Source organism: Nonomuraea insulae (genome assembly GCF_042656245.1).
The window spans coordinates 12,138-28,866 of the sequence record NZ_JBHSPA010000014.1; the positions used below are offsets into that span (position 1 = coordinate 12,138).

Genomic DNA, 16,729 nt, shown 5'->3' on the forward strand with positions numbered 1-16,729 from the left:
CCGGAAGGGACCGTAAGGGAGAAGGCCGGGGCGGCCGGTGAACGGCCGCCCGGCCCGTGGTCAGCGGCTGGTCCAGAGAGGCTTGTTGTCGCGCGAGTAGATGATGACCCGCCCATCGTTGCTGACCGAGAGCCAGGCTCCGGGGTTGCCCGCCGTCTTGGTCGTCCACAACGCCTTGTCGGAGCGGTCGACGACGACCCAGTTGCCTTCGGCCTGCATGATCGAGCGGGCGCCGGGGTGCCCGGCCGTGGGCGTGGTGAACAGGCTGCGCTGCCCGTCGTACAGGACCGCGTTGCCCTCGTCCTGCTGGATCAGCCTGTAGCGGCCGTTGGCCGACTGGATCGACTGTCCTGGCTGCAGCGTCTGTCCGGAGGGCAGCTTGCCGATGTACGCCTTGGAGGACCACAGCGGCGTGTTGTCCCTGGAGTAGATCACCAGGTTGCCGCTCTCCTTGGGCAGCAGCAGGTACGCACCGGGGTTGCCGGCGGTCTGGGTGGACCACAGCGGCTTGTTGTCGATGCCGTAGACGACGAGGTTGCCCTCCTTCTGCATGGTCGCCTTGGCACCGGGCTTGCCCGAGGTGGGCGAGGACCACAGAGCCTTGGTGCCGTCGTAGAACACCAGGTTCCCCTGCGCCTGCTGGACGAGCTTGAACCGGCCGCCCCCGGAGGTCAGCGACTGCCCGGGCAGCAGCCACTCGCCGGGGCCGAGCCGGTCCTTGGCGGCGGCGACGGTGGTGGTGGCGACGGTGGCGACGGCAGTGGCGGCGCTGCCGGGCTGCGTCATGACGACGGCGGCCACCGGCCCCGCGAGGAGCGAGCCTGCCATGACAGCGATCGCGGCCTTCTTCGTGATCAACTTTCGTCTCTTCCTGTGGGCGTACCTGGTGAGGAGAAGACCGTGACAGAGCCGATTGGCGTTCTCTTGGCGCGAACGAGCGTGAGCAAGCGGGGACGAGCCTGAACGAGCGGGGACGAGCGGGGACGAGCGGGAACGGGGTTTAGTCGCGTTTTAGCGGCCCCCAGCAGGATGTGACAGATGGATCACTTGGAGTTTCGCCTGCTCGGGTCCATTGACGCCTGTTCGGGGGGACGCGGCCTGGACCTCGGGCCGCGCAAGCGTCGTTACGTGCTGGCCGCGCTGCTGCTGGACCTGAACCGTCCGGTGCCGGTGGAGCGGCTGGTCGACGCCGTGTGGGAGGGAGATCCCCCGGACAGTGCGCGGATGACCGTGCAGGGACATGTGTACCGGTTGCGGCGCACCCTGATGGGCGCGTCGGTGGAGACGGGTTCGTCCGGCTACGTGCTGCGGGCCGACCCCGAGCAGGTGGACGCGCTGCGCTTTCGCCACTTACTCGCCGAGGCCGCGAGGCAGGGTGACCAGAGCGGCGCCGACCTGCTGGAGGACGCGCTCGGGCTGTGGCGGGGGCCGGCCCTGGGCGGCTCGGGGAGCGGCAGGTCGCTGGAGGTGGCGGCGGTCGAGCTGGAGGAGGCGCGGCTGACGGCCGTCGAGGAGCTGGCCCGCAAGAGGCTCAGGCTGGGGCAGCCGGAGCGGGCCGTCGCGCCGCTGCGCGCGATCGTGACGGCCGAGCCGCACCAGGAACGGCTGGTGTCGCTGCTCATGACGGCCTTCTACCGGGTGGGGAGGCAGACGGAGGCGCTGGAGCTGTACGAACGCACCCGCCGCCTGCTGGCCGACCAGCTCGGCGTGGACCCGGGGCACGAGCTGCGCACGACCTTCGAGTCCGTGCTCGCCGCTCAGGTCTGATCTCCCAGTACGGCCAGCGCCGCCGCCTCGTCCAGGCGGTGGCCGTACTCGCGATGCAGTTCGACGGCCCTGCGCGCGTCGTCGCGCCGATCAGGGCAGGCCCGCGCCAGCAGGGTGAGCGCCAGGCCCTCCAGCCGCCGCATCCCGTGGCGGACGGCGTCGTCGCGGGCCTGTCGCGCGTGGGCGGCGGCCTCCTCCCGCCGCCCGCCGTCGAGCAGCACCTCGGCCAGCCACACGCGGGCCCGGGTGTCGAGGTAGGGGTAGGTACGGTCCCGGTAGGCGGCCAGCACGTCCTCCAGCAGGCCGACACGTTCCGCGAGGTCGAGCGACTCGTCGACGCGGGCGAGGGTGCTGCGTGCCTCCTCGTACTCGCTGCCAAGCCCGCGCACCCGCCCCACCTGGACGGCCTGGCGGGCCAGCTCGGCGGCGCGCGGGCCGTCGCCCTTCATGTGCCAGGCCATGGCGGCGCTGGACAGCGTGCCGGCCAGTTGCACGCCGCGCGCCGACTCCAGCCCCTGCTCGAACGCCTCCATCGCGGCCCCGAGATCGCCCAGGGCCAGGTGGATGTCGCCGAAGATGGAGTATGCCCTGGCCTTCCAGCCGGGCGGCTCGCCGAGCGACTGACGCAGGCGTACCGAGCGGAGCTGCTGATCCAGCGCCTCGCGCGGGCGGCCGGCCCACAGGAGCTTGATGGCGTAGTTCTCCAGCGTGGCGGCCAGCTTCGCCGAGGGCTCGAACGCCTCCCACAACCGGATGACCCGCTCGTGGTTGCGCGTGCTCTCCTGCAGGTCGCCGAGCGTGGCGCTGATCACGATGAGGTTGGTCAGCGTCGCGAGCGTGCCGGCCTTCCAGCCGGCCTCCTCGTAGAGGCGGGAGGCGATCTCGTAGTGCTTGATGGCGGGGCGCGGCTCGTTCAGCACGAACCAGGCGTTGGCCAGCGTGTGGTGCATGCTGGCCTGGCCGTCGCGGTCACCGGCCCGCTCGGTCTCGGCCAGGGCGCGGCCGGCCGGCCCGATGACCACGTTGGGCTGGTAGCCGCCGTACATGAAGGCGCGCAGGGTCTCCACCAGCCGCCACAACAGCCGGCCGCCGGCGTGGTCGATCACGGCGAGCAGGTTGTGCTGCTCGGTACGGAACCAGGCGTTCGCGGCGTCGGCGCCGTCGAAGACCTCCCCGTCGCGCGGCGGGTCCTCGTGCGTCAGCGGGAGCAGGTCGATCGAGGGCGCGAGCAGCGGCGCGGCGGCGCGGGCCGTGTGCAGGTAGTACGCGTGCAGCCCGGCGGGATCGTCGTCCCCGGCGGTGCAGTGCTCACGGGCGTACAGGGCGACCAGGTCGTGCAGCCGGTAGCGGCCGGGCGCGTGCTCCTCGACCAGGTGGGCCGAGGCGAGCCTGGCCAGCAGCCGCTTGGCGGTGCCCGGGTCCGTCCTGGTCAGCCTGGCTGCGGAGGCGGCGGTGAAGTCGCAGCCGGGCACCAGCGCGAGGCGCCGGAACAACATCTGGGTGTCGGGCGCGAGCGCGGCGTACGAGCCGGCGAACGCCGTGGCCACCGTGGCCTGCGCGTCACCCTCGACGGCCAGCGTGCTCCAGCGGTCGGCGTGCAGTTCCTCGATGTACTCGCGCAGGCCGGCCCGGCCGAACAGGTTCGCGCCGGCGATGGCCAGGGCCAGCGGGAGGTGGCCGCAGAGGTCGGCCAGTTCGGCGGCGGCCTCCGGGTCGGCCGTGACCGGGTCGCGGCCCACCAGGTCGGCCAGCAGGTCGCGGGACTCGTCGGGGGCGAGCGTGCCCAGGCTTACGCACTGGGCTCCCTGCAGGGTCAGGCCGCGCAGCGCCTCGCGGCTGGTGACGATCACGCCGCAGGACGAGCCGCCGGGCAGCAGGGGGCGTACCTGCTCGGCGTGGGCGGCGTTGTCGAGCACGACGAGCACGCGCCGGGTGGCCAGCGTCGAGCGGTAGAGGTCGAGCTGCTCGGCCGCGTCGCGCGGCGCGGGCACGCCGAGCGCGCCGAGCAGCCGGGGCAGCACGCGCTCGGGCGGCAGCGGCTCGCCCTGGCCGTGGCCGCCGAGGTCCACGTGCAGCTGGCCGTCGGGGAAGCCGGCGGCGACCTGGTGCCCGACGTGCACGGCCAGCGCGGACTTGCCGATGCCCGCCGCCCCTGTCACCACGGCGAGGCGGCCGTCGCGCAGCAGCGCGCGCAGGCGTTCCGTCTCCTCCCGCCGGCCGACGAAGACGGCCACGTCCCTGGGGAGCTGGCGCGGCACCGTGGGCGGCCGGTGGCCCTCGACGATGCGCTGGTGCAGGTCGCGCAGGCGGGGGCCGGGATCGACGCCCAGCTCGCCCGCCAGCACCCGCTGCACGCCGTGGAACAGCTCCAGCGCCTCCGCCGTGCGGCCGTCGTGCCACAGCGCCGTCATGGCCAGGGCGTGCGGGGTCTCCCTGAGCGGCTCCTCGTGCCTGAGCTCCTGCAGCAGCGCGGGCACCTCGCGGTGGCGGCCCAGCTCGATCAGGGTGGCGGCGTACTCCTCCAGCAGGTCCCACGCCTCGCGCAGCAGCGGTACGCGTACGCGCTGCTCGACCCAGGCGGTGCCGATGCCCTGCAGCGGTTGCCCCCACCACAACCCGAGCGCCCGCTCCCAGGCGGCCGCGGCGAGCTCGGGGCGGCCCGCCGAGCGGCCCTCGGCGGCCAGGCGGCGGAAGCGGACGAGGTCGACCTCCTCCTCGGGCACCGCCAGCGAGTAGCCGGCCGTCGTGCTGGCGATGCGGTCGCCGAGCGTCTTACGCAGTTGCGACACCTTGAGCTGGACGATGGTCTTTGCGGTCTTGGGCGGCTCCTCCTCCCAGAGCGCCTCGATCAGCCGGTCCATCGGCACGTACGTCCCGTGGTGGGCCGCCAGCAGCCCGAGGACGCACTGCCGCTGTGCCCCCTCTATCGGTATCTGAGCGCCACCCTCGAACACCTCGACAGGGCCGAGCACGCGGATGTCCATTGCGACCGAGCATAATGCGTCAAAAACGCCTTTATCGTCGCGCCGGAAACTCAGTGGCGGGTGCGCTCCACCCCAATGGTGATCTCGTTGCCGAGTCTGCGGCCCAGGAGCAGCTCCAGGTCGTCGCCGCTCCAGAACCGGCCGGGGTCGTACCAGTTGGGGCGGCGCCCGGCCGGCAGCAACCCCATCTCCTCGTAGGTGACGGCCACCACCTCGGCGCAGTAGGCGCTCTCCAGCGTGCGCTCCTTGCCGAACCTGCGCGGGACGCGGCCCTTGGCCCAGCGGGCGGCCATCCTGGCGGTGGAGGGGAAGGGGGTGCCGTCGAGCCTGGCCACCGTACGCAGGGCGGAGTCCTCCATCTCGGGTGTGGCCTCCGGGTCGAGCTGGCGCAGCCAGGGCCGCTGGTCGTACCGGTCGGCCCACGTCGTCACCGCCGCGCGCAGGTCGTGCAGCTGCACGCCGCGGTGGTGCGTGCCCGCCCACAGGTCCAGCAGCGACTTGCCCAGCTCGGCGTGCCACATCATGGGCGGCATGTCATCGATCACGATGGCCATGCCCACGTGGTTGACCGGGCTGTTGGTCATCGTCTGGATGGCGCGGTCGGGCACCGAACGCCCGCGGAAGATCCACAGGTCGCCGGTCCTCGTCACCTTGACGGCCTCGTCGAGAGTCAGCACAAGGCTAGCCTAGGCATCATGCGCTGGTGGAAGATGCTGGGATTGGCCGGAATCATGGGTGTCGCGGCCACGGGAGTGGTGATCGCGCGCGCCGAACGCCGCCGCCGCGCCTACACCCCCGACGAAATCAGGGCCCGGCTCCGCGAGCGGGCCGTCGAGGGAGTGCCGTCGTCTGGAGGTGCGGCGGGAGCGCAGCGACCAGAGCGGGGGAAGACGGCGGCATCTGGCGACCGAGACCGCCTCACGGAGTGAGGCCATCAGACGCAGCTCAGCCGGAGGGGCGCAGGTCGTAGACGAAGACGACGTCGGGGTAGGCGGGGTTGTCGTCGTAGCCCTGCACGCCGCCCAGATACGCGCGCCGCGACTTGACCACCCAGGGCAGCGCGGCGGCCGCCCGCTGGTCGATCACGCGCGTCGTGGCCTGCTCGTACGTCCGCTGCGCCGCCGGCTTGTCGGTCACGGTCAGCTCGGGCACGGTGTCGAGCATCGCGTCGAGGTGCTGGTCGTTGAGGTAGGACAGGTTGAGCACGGGCGGGCTCGCGCTGTGGAAGACCTGCCCGAAGTAGGAGTAGCCGTCGGCGTAGTCGGGCCACCAGTACATGACGAAGATGTCCTGCCCGCGCTTCTTGCCCAGCTCCCACTGCTCGTTCCAGGGCATCCCGGTGGCCTGCAGGGTGATGTTGAGCGGCGCCAGCGTCGCCCGTAGCCGCCTGGCCAGCACCTGCTCGTCGGCCTCGCCCTCGCCGTAGGTCAGCCGCAGCCGCAGCGGCCGCCCGCCGGGCCCGTAACCGGCCTGCTGGAGCAGCCGGGTGGCGGTGGCCAGGTCCTGCTTGGGCACCCGGTCGGGCACGTGGCCGAGCAGTCCTTCCGGCACGACGCCGGTGGCCGGCTGCACGGAGCCCTTGAGCGCCTTGACCAGGCCCCGGTAGTCGATGGCCTTCTGTACGGCCTTGCGTACCCTGATGTCCTTCATCGGCCCGGCGGCCGTGTTGAACAACATCACCGCCGTCGTGAACGAGGGCCGGTCCGACGTGCGCAGACCGGGCGCGGCCGTGGCTCTGGCGAACAGTCGCGGGTCGAGCCGGTCCACGAAGCTCGCCTCGCCGCGCTGCAACATCCGGTACGCCCGCTCGGGGTCGGGCACGGCCCGGTACTTGACGGCGTTGTAGTGCGGCCGGCCCCACCCGCCCCAGTACCCGTCGTAGGCGGAGAGCGTGAGCTCATCCTCCTTGCCCTTGTTCCACTTCGTCACCGTGTACGGCCCGGACCCGGCGTCCCTGCCCTGCCCGAACCACTTCCCGAGGTCGGGCGCCGCCTTGGTGTCGTAGATGTAGGCCGCGTACCCGGCGGAGGCCACCAGATCCAGCGGCACCGGGTACTTCAGCGAGAACGTCACCGTGAGCGGCCCCTCGGCCCTGATGGAGGAGACGGCGTCCCAGATGTAGGAGGCGCCGGTCTTGGCCTTCATGGTGCGCTCGATCGAGGCCTTGACCGCCTCGCCGTCCAGCGGCCTGCCGGTGTGGAAGCTCACGCCGGGGCGCAGGCTGAACGTCCAGGTACGGCCGTCGGCCGACGACCGCCATGAGGTGGCCAGCCGGGGCGCGGACTTCTTGGTGACCGGGTTCCAGAGCGTGAGGGTCTCGTAGACGTTCTGGAAGGCGATGATCTCGTTGGAGTAGGAGCGGCTGGGGTCCCACTCGGTCACGATGTCGGTGTTCTTGACGTAGACGAACGACGACTCTCCCGCGGGGGCCCGCTGGGGCTCCGGGGGCGGCGCGCAGGCCGTGAGGAGGATCAGCGCGGCGGCCGCTGCGAGTCGACGGCGCAACGCGTCCCCCTCTGTCACCCGATGTACCCCGGAAACTTACTCCAAAGATCAAGCTTAGATGTCCAAAAGTCCCGAAAAATTGGGCATTTCGGTGATCGGATTGCTATCCTCGGGGCTTGTCCCGTCCGGGGTTGCCAGCTTGGGACCGACCGGAATGAGGTGCCATGGGTCGTAGCCGAACGATCCGCATGAAGATCATCGGACTACTCCTGGTGCCACTGGCTTCCATGGTGGTGTTGTGGGGAGTCATCACCGCCGTCACCGCGAGCGAGAGCCTGGAGCTGCGTCAATACAAGACAGTCTGGACGAACGTCCGTCTTCCCGCGTACAAACTCATCAGCGAGATCCAGCGTGAACGTCTGATTACGGCCCAACTCCTGCGCAACGCGGCGGACAAGTCCGCCGTGACGACGCAGCGGACCCGTACGGACGTCGCGAGGGACGCGTTCAGACAACTCTCCAGCAGTTCCAAGGACAAGTCGGAAGAGATCCGCACACAGGTGGACGCGGTGTACACAGCAATCGACAGGCTCGACGCGGTCCGAGGTGAGATCGACACGGGCCTGTCCGACCGTCTGCACACCGTGGAGGCGTACAACTCGATCACCGACACCCTCTTCGGCCTGCACCGGCGGGTCGCGATGATCGACGACATCCCGATCTACGAGCAGTCCCGCGTGGTGATCGACATGAGCTACGCCAAGGAGCTGCTGACCAGGGAGCAGGCCATCGGCCTCGGCACGGTGACGGCCGCCGAGCGCAGGCTGTTCACCCAGCTCGTCGGCAACCGCCGCTTCCTCGTCGACCAGAGCCTGGCCGAGCTCGACACTGCGCTGCGCGACCCCCAGGTGGCCCTCATCACTACCGCCGCCTACCAGCGCATGCGGATGATGGAGGACCAGATCATCGCCGGCACCGCGCCGCAGAGCTGGCTCGCCACCACGGAGGGCCTGGCCAAGTCGTTCCAGGAGGCCCAGATGCGGGCCAGCACGACGCTGAACGAGCGCGCGGACCCGGTGGCCGACCAGGTGTTGTCGCGGGCGTTCCTGCTCGCGGGCACGGCCCTGGCGCTGGTGATCGTGTCGATCGCGTTCTCGCTGCGGATGGGGAACCGGCTGTCCAGGGAGCTCGGCACGCTGCGGATGGCCGCGCTGGAGGTGGCCCAGGAGCGGCTGCCGCACGTGGTCGCCAAGCTGCGCAAGGGCGATCCCGTCGAGCTGCCCGAGCTGTCGGTGGCCAGCACCACGGTCGAGATCGACGACGTGGGCAAGGCCTTCTCCACCGTCCAGCAGACCGCGGTGGAGGCCGCGGTCGGCCAGGCGCAGCTCAGTGAGGGTGTCGGCCACGTCTTCAGGAACCTGGCCAGGCGCAGCCAGACGCTGCTGCACCGCCAGCGCATCCAGCTGGAGGACATGCAGCACCGGGCCACCGACCCCGACCAGCTCGACGACCTGTTCAAGCTCGACCACCTCACCACCCGCATGCGCCGCCACGCCGAGGGCCTGATCATCCTGTCGGGCGCCACGCCCGGGCGCGGCTGGAGCCGTCCGGTGCCGCTGCTCGACGTGGCCCGCGGCGCGGCGGCCGAGGTGGAGGACTACCAGCGGGTCATCGTCGAGCCGATGTCCGGCCAGCGCCTGGACGGCACCGTGGTCGGCGACGTGATCCACCTCATCGCCGAACTCATCGAGAACGCCACCGTCTACTCCCCCGCGCACACCTCGGTCATCGTGCGCGGCGAGGCGGCGGCCCGCGGCTTCGCCTTCGAGGTCGAGGACCGGGGGTTCGGGATGAGCGAAGAGGAGCTGGCCGAGTACAACGAGCGGCTGGCCAGCCCACCGGAGTTCGACCTGGCCGACAGCGATCGCCTCGGCCTGTTCGTCGTCTCCCGCCTGGCCGCCAGGCACGACATCCGCGTGACGTTGCGCGGTTCACCATATGGAGGGACCACCGCGATCGTGTTGATCCCGGAAGAGCACGTGGCCGAACCAGAGGCCGAGGCTCCCAAGAAGGAGCCCGCGCGGCCCATGCGGGTGGTGCGAAGTGACTGAAGAGCGCTGGCTGGACGAGGCCGCCGGTCCGATCGTCCCCGCCTACCTGCTGACCAGGGGCCGTACGGTGCCCGCGAGCGAGGCCATCGACCTCATCGCGGTGATCATCACCGCCGGCGGCCTGACACCGCCCCGCGGCCTCGACCCCGAGCACCTGATCATCCTGCAGAAGTGCACCCAGCCCACCCGGCTCGTGGACGTCGCCGCCGAGCTGAACCTGCCCATCGGCGTGGTCCGGGTGCTGGTCGGCGACCTGCACGCCCAGCAACTCGTCCAGGTCGAGCTGCCGCCGCCCGCCCCGGACGCCAAGGTGCTCCTCGAGGTGATCAGTGGGTTGAAGGCGCTGTGATCCCCCGGTTGAGATAGCCGAACCCGGCCGCGAACAGCGCGGCCACGACGCCCGCCCCGGCGGCTGCCCCGAAGACCCACGGGTAGCCGCCTCCGGCTGCCAGCACGGCGGCGATCGCCGCGCCCGCGACGCTGCCGCCCACGATGCGGACGAGAGCGTTCACTCCCGCCGCCACGGCGGTCTTGCCCGGGTCGACGTGTTCGACGGCCATGGTGCCCAGGGCCGCGTACCCGACGCCGAGGCCGATGCCCATCAGCGAGGACGCCACGTACAGGTGGGCCGGGGCGTCGTGCTCGGCCACCAGCCAGAGCGCCGCCAGACCCGTGATCAGGGAGCCCGCCGCCACCATGGACGACGCACGGACACGGCGCATGATCCGGCCCGCGAACAGCGAGATCACCAGCATGAACAGCGTGCTGGGCAGCAGGTAGATCCCGACCTCCAGCGTGGTGGCGGAGAAGCCTTCCGGCGCCTGGGCGAAGCCGGACATGCCGGTCAGGAGGGTGAAGAAGGAGAACCCGAGCAACATCGAGGACACCGTCGCCCCGACCGTGCCCCGCTGCACCAGCATCGCCATCTCCACCAGCGGCTCGGCCACCCTGCGCTCGACCAGCACCCAGACGACCGCCAGCACGACGGCCGCGCCGAAGAGGCCGAGCACGCCGGGCGAGGTCCAGCCCCAGGAGCCGCCCTGGCTGACGCCCAGCAGCAACGCGACGAGCCAGGCCGTCAGCAGCGCGGCCCCCGGCAGGTCGGGACGACCCTTGACGGGCGGGGCGCTGTCACGGACGAGGAAGGCCACGACGGTCCCGGCGACCAGCGAGATGCCGGTGACGATCCAGAAGACCAGGTGGAAGTCGCCGGAGGCCAGGCCGGCCAGGATCATGCCGCCGCCGCTGCCGACGCCCATTGTCGCGCTCAGCACCCCGATGCCGGTCGCGAGCTGGTTCCTGGGCAACGTGGCGCGTACCACCCCGATCGACAGGGGTACGAGCGCCGCCACGAATCCCTGGAGCACCCGGGCCACGATCAGCCAGGCCAGCGAGGTCGCCAGCGCGGCCATCACCGAGCCGATCACCAGCAGGACCAGGGCGATGAGGATCATGCGGCGCCTGCCGTACATGTCGCCAAAGCGGGACAACAGCGGCGTGGCCACCGCGCTGACCAGGAGGCTCAGCGTGAGCGTCCAGGTCACGGCGGACAGCGAGGCGTTCAGCTCCCGTTGCAGCAGGGGAAGGAGCGGCACCACCGCGGTGTTCTGCAAGGAGGCGATGGAGGCCGCGATGGACAGGGCGATGACCGCGGGCCAGGGATTTCTCGTCGGGGTCTCGCGCGACGCGGGCGCGACGACTGTCGCCATGACGGCTCCTTTAGATAACTTGGGTAAGTAACCGAGACTCGATAATACATACTTAAGTTAGGTAAGCAACCGGATGGACGATGATCTCCGTACGACGGTGGCCGCCTTCCGGCGGCTCGTGACCACGCTCAACCGTGGCAAGACGCATGAGCGGCTGACCGAGGCCGCAGGTGTCCGGCTGGACCGGCCCGACGTGCAGATCCTCGTCGACTTGCTGGAGGCGGAAGAGCCGCGCAGGATCGGGGTGATCGCCGAAAGCCTGCAGGTGGAGAGCCCGCACGTGACCCGGCACGTGGCCGCGCTGGAGCAGCGCGGCCTGGTCGAGCGGGTACGCGACCCCGACGACGGCCGGGCCTGGCGCATAGCCCTCACCAGCAGCGGGGCCGAGGCGGCGCTCAAGTGCCGCGCGGTCACCGACGAATGGCTCCGTGGCGCGCTGGCCGGATGGCCCGAGCGGGACAAGTCTGAGCTGTCCCGGCTGCTGGGCAAGCTCTCCGACGATCTCCAGGAGCACCTGAAGGCCCGTCAGGTGCTCAAGTGAGCAGGACGTCCTCCGCGCGGTGGCAGGCCACCTGACGGCCTCTCACATCCCTCAGCGGCGGCGCCTGCTCGCACTCCGGCACGGCCAGCGGGCAGCGCAGCCTGAACGGGCACCCCGTGGCCGCCGGTACGGCCTCGGTCCTGCCCTTCGCCTCCGGTGGGGCGCCGCCCAGCTTCGGCACCGCGTCGCGCAGGGCGCGGGTGTAGGGGTGGGCCGGGTTCGCCAGGAGGTCCTTCGTGGGTCCCGACTCGACGACGCGGCCCGCGAAGAGCACGTGCGAGAGGCGGCAGAGGCGTCGCACCACGGCGAGGTTGTGGGTGATGAGCAGGCGTTCGGTGTCCAGGGACGCCAGGAGGTCGAGGATCCTGGCCTGGACGGTGACGTCGAGAGCGCTGGTGGGCTCGTCGAGGATGAGCAGGCGGGGGGCGACGGCCAGGGCGCGGGCGATCACCACCCGCTGGCGCTGGCCGCCCGAGAGCTGGTGGGGGCGGCGGGTGGCCAGGGCGGGGTCGAGGCCGACCTGTTCGAGGAGTTCCCTGACCTTGGGGCGGGCGGCGCGGGGCAGGGCCTCGGCTATGGAGGTGCCGACGCGCATCCGGGGGTCGAGGGCCTCGGCCTGGAAGACGGGCTGGACGTCCTTGCGGAACATCCTCATGTCCGCTTTTTTCAGCGTTTGGTCGCCGTACCAGATATTTCCGGAGATGGGGCGGAGGAGGCCCAGGAACGCGCGGGCCAGTGTCGTCTTGCCCGAGCCGCTCTCGCCGATGAGGCCCACGCCGCCTTCGGTGATGTCCAGGGTGACGTCGTGGACGACGGGGTGACGGCCGTACCCGAGGGTCACGTTCTCGGCCCTGAGCATCGTCACGGCAGCGCCTCCAGCAGCTCGCGGGTGTAGGGATGGGACGGCTCGGCCAGCACCGTGGCGGCCGGGCCCGACTCCACCACCGCGCCGTCCTTCATGACGAGCACCCGGTCGGCGATCGTCGAGACCAGGGCCAGGTCATGGGAGACGAGCAGGAGCGCCAGGTCCCGTTCCGAACGCAGCCGGCGCAGCACGCCGACCACCTCTGCCTGGACGGTGACGTCGAGCGCGCTGGTGGGCTCGTCCGCCAGGATCACCCCGGCGCCCAGGGCGATGGCCAGGGCGATCGCGAAGCGCTGGGCCTGGCCGCCGGAGATCTCGTGGGGGTAGCGGCGCAGGATCTCGCGGTCGAGCAGGACCGCCTCGACGGCCTGCGCCATGGTCTCCCGCGTGCCGTCCCTGCCGTGCAGCTTGAGCGCGCGGCGCATGAGGACGCCGAGGCGGGTGGCGGGGCTGAGGGCGGCCTGGGGCGACTGCATCACCAGCGCCGCCCTGGCGCCGCGGATCTCGCGGAGCCGGCGCGGGGAGGCCGTTCGCACGTCCACGCCGCACACACTGATGTCTCCCGAAATCTCGGCATCCGGGGTGAGGCCCAGGAGCGAGAGCAGCGTCGTGGTCTTGCCCGACCCGCTCTCCCCCACGATCGCCACGCACTCCCCCGCGCCCACGTCCAGCTCCGGCACGTCGGCCACGAGCCGCCCGCCGTAACGCACCTGGAGACCGCGCACCTCGATCACTTGACCACCCTGCGTGCTCATGGTCGCGGCCGCTTCGGCACTCGTTGGCTCCTTCGTCGCTCTCTCCTGCCGAGCTCCTCCGCTCGGGGATCCAGCGCGTTACGCAAGCCTTCACCCAGCACGTTGAACGCGAACGCCGTCACCAGGATCGCCAGCCCGGGAAAGGTGACCACCCACCAGTTCGTGGTGAACAGGGTCTGCCCCTGCTGCACCATCAGCCCCCACTCCGCCGTCGGCTCCTGCGCCCCCAGCCCCAGGTACGACAGCGCCGCCGAGGTCAGGATCACCCCGCCCGCGTCCAGCGAGAGCTGCACCAGCACGGGGGTCAGCGAGTTGGGCAGCACGTGCCTGAGGATGATCATCGGGGCGGGCACGCCGAGGCACCGGGCGGCGTCCACGTAACTGCGGGTGGCGATCGAGGCGGCCACGGAGGCGGCCAGCCGGGTGTACCACGGCCACCAGGTCACCGCGATGGCCAGGATCACGGTGTTCACGCTGGGCTGCAGCACGACCGCCAGCGCCAGCGAGAGCAGCAGCGCGGGAAAGGCCAGGAACACGTCCGTGACCCGCATGATCACGTCTCTGATCCAGCCGCCCGCGTAGCCCGCGACCACACCGAGCGTGACCCCGGCCGCCGCCGAGACCGCGAGCACGGCCACGGCGATGAACAGGGAGGTGCGGCCGCCGTACAGGATGCGCGTGAGCACGTCGCGCCCGACCTGGTCGGTGCCGAACCAGTGGGCGCCGCTTGGCGGCAGCAGCCGCTCCAGCGGGCGCGGGTCGTCCATCGGGTACGGCGCCAGCCACGGCGCCAGGAGCGCGGCCAGCACCACGACCACGAGGAGCACCGCCCCGAACGCGGCGAACCGGTCCGGGATCCTCGGCAGGGTGCGGCGCAGCGGTTGCGCGCCGGTCGTCGTCTCCGTCATCGCGTCCTCGTCCGGGGGTCGACGAAGCCCTGCAGGATGTCCACGACCAGGTTGGCCAGGACGTACACCAGGGCGACCAGGAGGGTGACGCCAGCGATGGCCGGGGTGTCCAGCGAGCGGATCGACTCGGCGGCGTAGCGGCCCAGGCCCGGCCAGTTGAAGACGGCCTCGACGAGGAAGCCGTTGACGATCGCGTACGCGAAGACCAGGGCGATCAGCGACAGCACCGGATTGAGCGCCGGTCTCAGGGCGAACCTGGTCAGGATGGAGGTCTCGCCGAAGCCCAGCGCGCGCTCCAGCCTGGCGTGGTCCTGGCCGGACTCCTCGATGAGCGCCGCCCTCGTCATCTGGGCGATCACCCCCGTGGGGTAGGCGGCCACGACCAGGGCCGGGAGCGCCAGGTGGGCGAGGGTGCTGGTGAAGATGGGCCAGTTGCCGGTGATGAGGGCGTCGACGACGGTGATGTTCGTCCAGAGGGTGAGGGGGCTGGTGGTGTCGAGGGTGGAGTCGTACTCGCCGGCGATCGGGAACCAGCCGAGGTTGCTGGCGAAGACCGTCTGAAGCGCCAGGGCCAGCCAGAAGACGGGTACGGAGACGGCCAGCATGCTCCCGAACCGCACCCCGAAGTCCGGAAATTTCGTCTTGTAGCGGGCGGCGAGCACTCCGAGCGGGATGCCCGCGATGACGGCGATGAGCAGAGCCGTCCCGACCAGCTCCAGAGAGGCGGGGAAGGCGAGGTAGAGGTCGTCGCGCACGGGCTGCCGGGTACGCAGGCTGACGCCCCAGTCGCCGGTGACCAGGTCCCGCACGTAGTTCAGGAGCTGGACGGGCAGCGCGTCGTCCAGCCCGAACCGCGCGCGGGCCGCGGCGAGCTGCTCGGGCGTGGCCTTCGGCCCGGCGAAGGCCACCGCGGGGTCGCCGGGCACCAGCCGCATGACCGCGAACGTGAGCACGACCACGCCGGCCACGACCAGGAGGGCCTGGCCGAGCCGGCGGGCCAGATAGGCGGGCATCCGCTAGCGCGTGAGGTCGTAGAAGAAGACGACGTTGGGGTAGGCCGGGTTGTCCTTGTAGCCCTTTATGTCTGAGGAGAGGGCGCGTTGGTATTTCTGCACATAAGGCACCGCAACCGCTGCCTGGTCTTGGATGATCTTCTTTTGCAGGTCCTCGTACTGGTCCTCGGCTGCCAGTTTGTCCGTTGCCGTTAGTTCTGGGAGCTTGTCGATGGCCGAGTCGATGTCGCCGTTCTTGAGGTAGGAGAGGTTGAACTGCGGCTTGTCAGCGCTCTTGAACACGTTGAGGAACCAGGAGTAGGCGTCCGGATAGTCCGGATACCAGTACATGACGAAGACGTCCTGCCCCTCCTTCTTGCCCAGGTCCCACTGCGCGCTCCAGTTCATGGGCTTGGCCTGCAGCGTCACGTTGAGCCGCTTCAGCGCCGAGCTGAGCAGCGTGACCAGCAGCTTCTGGTCCTCGTCGCCGATGCCGTAGGTCAGGTTGAGCTTGAGCTCGGCGAGGTCGGGACCGAAGCCCGCCTCGGCCAGCAACGCCTGCGCCTTGGCCAGGTCCTGCTTGGGCTCCATGCCGGTGACGTGGCCGAGCAGGCCCTCGGGCACCAGGCCGCTGGCCTTCTGGCCCGAGCCCTCCAGCGCCGCCGCCAGGCCGTCGTAGTCGATCGCGAGCTGCAGCGCCTGCCGTACCCTGACGTCCTTGGTCGGCCCCGCCGCCGTGTTGAACAGCACCAGCAGGTTCTGGAACGACGGCGACTCCGCCGTCTGCACACTCCGCGTCTCCCCCGCCTGGGCGAAGAGCTGCGGGTTCAGGCGCTCGACGAAGTTCACCTCGCCCTTCTGGAGCAACTGCCAGGCGGTGGTGATCTCGGGCGTGACGCGGAAGGTGACCTTCTTGTACTGCTCCGGCTTCCAGCCGCCCCAGTAGTCCTCGTACGCCTTCAGCGTGAGCTCGCTCTCCTTGCCCTTCTGCCAGGAGTCGATCGTGTACGGGCCGGTGCCGGCGGTCTTCTTGCCGTCGGCGTCCACGGCGTCCACGTCGTAGATCCAGGCGGCGTAGCCGGAGGAGGCGGCCAGGTCGAGCGGGGCGGCGTACTTGAGGGTGAACTTCAGCGTGCCCGCGTCCACGGCCTCGATCTTGTCCACCGGGTCCCAGATGTAGGCCGCGCCGCCCTTCTTCTCCATCGTGCGCTCGATGGACTTCTTGACGGCCTCGGCGTCCATCGTGGCGCCGGAGTGGAACTTGACGCCCTGCCGCAGCTTGAACGTCCACTCCTTGCCGTCGCCCGACGACGTCCACTCGGTGGCCAGGCGCGGCACGGCCTTCTTGGACTCGGAGTCGTACCTGGTCAGGCCCTCGTAGATGTTCGACAGCGCGATGATCTCGTTGGAGTAGGAGGTGGCCGGGTCCCAGTCGGTGACCACGTCGTGGTTCGGCGCGTAGACGAACGTGCTGTCGTTGGCCTGGGCGGCGGGCGTGCCACCGCCGGCCGGGTTCGAGGGCTGGGGCGTCCCGCCGGCGCCGCGCACCTGGCCGCCCGCGCACGCGGAGGCGGTCAGGGCCAGGACACCGGCTACCCCGGCGACGAGCAGACGCTTGTGCCAGCGCATGGTGGGGGGATCCTTTCGAAGTG

Annotated in this window: 15 protein-coding genes; 5 read left to right on the forward strand and 10 right to left on the reverse strand. The window is 70.7% G+C overall.

Going from position 1 to position 16,729, the window contains the following annotated elements:
- Positions 1–60 precede the first annotated feature (60 nt).
- Positions 61–858 (reverse strand): hypothetical protein, encoded by a 798-nt coding sequence (locus tag ACFPZ3_RS10365; RefSeq protein WP_379513782.1) that lies wholly within the window; start codon positions 856–858, stop codon positions 61–63.
- Positions 859–1,038: 180 nt separating this feature from the next.
- Here ACFPZ3_RS10365 and ACFPZ3_RS10370 point away from each other — a divergent pair, with 180 nt between their 5' ends.
- Positions 1,039–1,767: an AfsR/SARP family transcriptional regulator gene (locus tag ACFPZ3_RS10370; RefSeq protein ID WP_379513783.1), complete on the forward strand. Its 729-nt coding sequence runs from the start codon at positions 1,039–1,041 to the stop codon at positions 1,765–1,767.
- Here the strand turns inward: ACFPZ3_RS10370 and ACFPZ3_RS10375 are convergent.
- Both ACFPZ3_RS10375 and ACFPZ3_RS10380 read right to left on the reverse strand, forming a co-directional pair.
- A complete protein-coding gene (locus ACFPZ3_RS10375) occupies positions 1,758–4,751 on the reverse strand; it encodes an AfsR/SARP family transcriptional regulator (RefSeq protein ID WP_379513784.1) in 2,994 nt (997 codons plus the stop codon). The genes ACFPZ3_RS10370 and ACFPZ3_RS10375 overlap by 10 nt on opposite strands.
- 50 nt (positions 4,752–4,801) lie before the next feature.
- Positions 4,802–5,425, reverse strand: coding sequence for a hypothetical protein (locus tag ACFPZ3_RS10380; RefSeq protein WP_379513961.1), 624 nt, complete (start codon positions 5,423–5,425; stop codon positions 4,802–4,804).
- Between the two features lie 21 nt (positions 5,426–5,446).
- Here ACFPZ3_RS10380 and ACFPZ3_RS10385 point away from each other — a divergent pair, with 21 nt between their 5' ends.
- Positions 5,447–5,680: a hypothetical protein gene (locus ACFPZ3_RS10385; protein WP_379513785.1), complete on the forward strand. Its 234-nt coding sequence runs from the start codon at positions 5,447–5,449 to the stop codon at positions 5,678–5,680.
- 16 nt (positions 5,681–5,696) lie between these two features.
- On the opposite strand, the gene ACFPZ3_RS10390 is transcribed toward ACFPZ3_RS10385, so the two are convergent.
- Positions 5,697–7,256, reverse strand: a complete 1,560-nt coding sequence (locus ACFPZ3_RS10390) for an ABC transporter substrate-binding protein (RefSeq protein WP_379513786.1) — start codon at positions 7,254–7,256, stop codon at positions 5,697–5,699.
- Between the two features lie 164 nt (positions 7,257–7,420).
- Here ACFPZ3_RS10390 and ACFPZ3_RS10395 point away from each other — a divergent pair, with 164 nt between their 5' ends.
- Entirely contained in the window at positions 7,421–9,307 is a 1,887-nt protein-coding gene (locus ACFPZ3_RS10395; protein WP_379513787.1) for a sensor histidine kinase, read from the forward strand.
- Positions 9,300–9,656, forward strand: coding sequence for a DUF742 domain-containing protein (locus ACFPZ3_RS10400; RefSeq protein ID WP_379513788.1), 357 nt, complete (start codon positions 9,300–9,302; stop codon positions 9,654–9,656). Before ACFPZ3_RS10395 ends, ACFPZ3_RS10400 begins: the two co-directional genes overlap by 8 nt.
- Here ACFPZ3_RS10400 and ACFPZ3_RS10405 read toward each other — a convergent pair.
- Positions 9,634–11,016: an MFS transporter gene (locus tag ACFPZ3_RS10405; RefSeq protein ID WP_379513789.1), complete on the reverse strand. Its 1,383-nt coding sequence runs from the start codon at positions 11,014–11,016 to the stop codon at positions 9,634–9,636. The two genes, ACFPZ3_RS10400 and ACFPZ3_RS10405, sit on opposite strands and share 23 nt — an antisense overlap.
- A 73-nt stretch (positions 11,017–11,089) precedes the next feature.
- Here ACFPZ3_RS10405 and ACFPZ3_RS10410 point away from each other — a divergent pair, with 73 nt between their 5' ends.
- The gene (locus tag ACFPZ3_RS10410) at positions 11,090–11,557 is read left to right on the forward strand and encodes a MarR family winged helix-turn-helix transcriptional regulator (RefSeq protein WP_379513790.1); all 468 of its coding nucleotides are present in this window, start codon (positions 11,090–11,092) and stop codon (positions 11,555–11,557) included.
- On the opposite strand, the gene ACFPZ3_RS10415 is transcribed toward ACFPZ3_RS10410, so the two are convergent.
- The 5 genes from ACFPZ3_RS10415 to ACFPZ3_RS10435 are packed head-to-tail and all read right to left on the reverse strand — an operon-like array spanning position 11,550 to position 16,706.
- Positions 11,550–12,416: an ABC transporter ATP-binding protein gene (locus tag ACFPZ3_RS10415; RefSeq protein ID WP_379513962.1), complete on the reverse strand. Its 867-nt coding sequence runs from the start codon at positions 12,414–12,416 to the stop codon at positions 11,550–11,552. The genes ACFPZ3_RS10410 and ACFPZ3_RS10415 overlap by 8 nt on opposite strands.
- 2 nt (positions 12,417–12,418) lie before the next feature.
- Positions 12,419–13,156, reverse strand: coding sequence for an ATP-binding cassette domain-containing protein (locus ACFPZ3_RS10420; protein WP_379513791.1), 738 nt, complete (start codon positions 13,154–13,156; stop codon positions 12,419–12,421).
- A gap of 17 nt (positions 13,157–13,173) precedes the next feature.
- Complete coding sequence (locus tag ACFPZ3_RS10425) at positions 13,174–14,085, reverse strand: ABC transporter permease (protein ID WP_379513792.1); 912 nt, start codon at positions 14,083–14,085, stop codon at positions 13,174–13,176.
- Positions 14,082–15,098: an ABC transporter permease gene (locus ACFPZ3_RS10430; RefSeq protein ID WP_379513793.1), complete on the reverse strand. Its 1,017-nt coding sequence runs from the start codon at positions 15,096–15,098 to the stop codon at positions 14,082–14,084. The genes ACFPZ3_RS10425 and ACFPZ3_RS10430 overlap by 4 nt, the downstream gene beginning before the upstream one ends.
- Positions 15,099–15,101: 3 nt before the next feature.
- A complete protein-coding gene (locus tag ACFPZ3_RS10435) occupies positions 15,102–16,706 on the reverse strand; it encodes an ABC transporter substrate-binding protein (RefSeq protein ID WP_379513794.1) in 1,605 nt (534 codons plus the stop codon).
- Positions 16,707–16,729 lie beyond the last annotated feature (23 nt).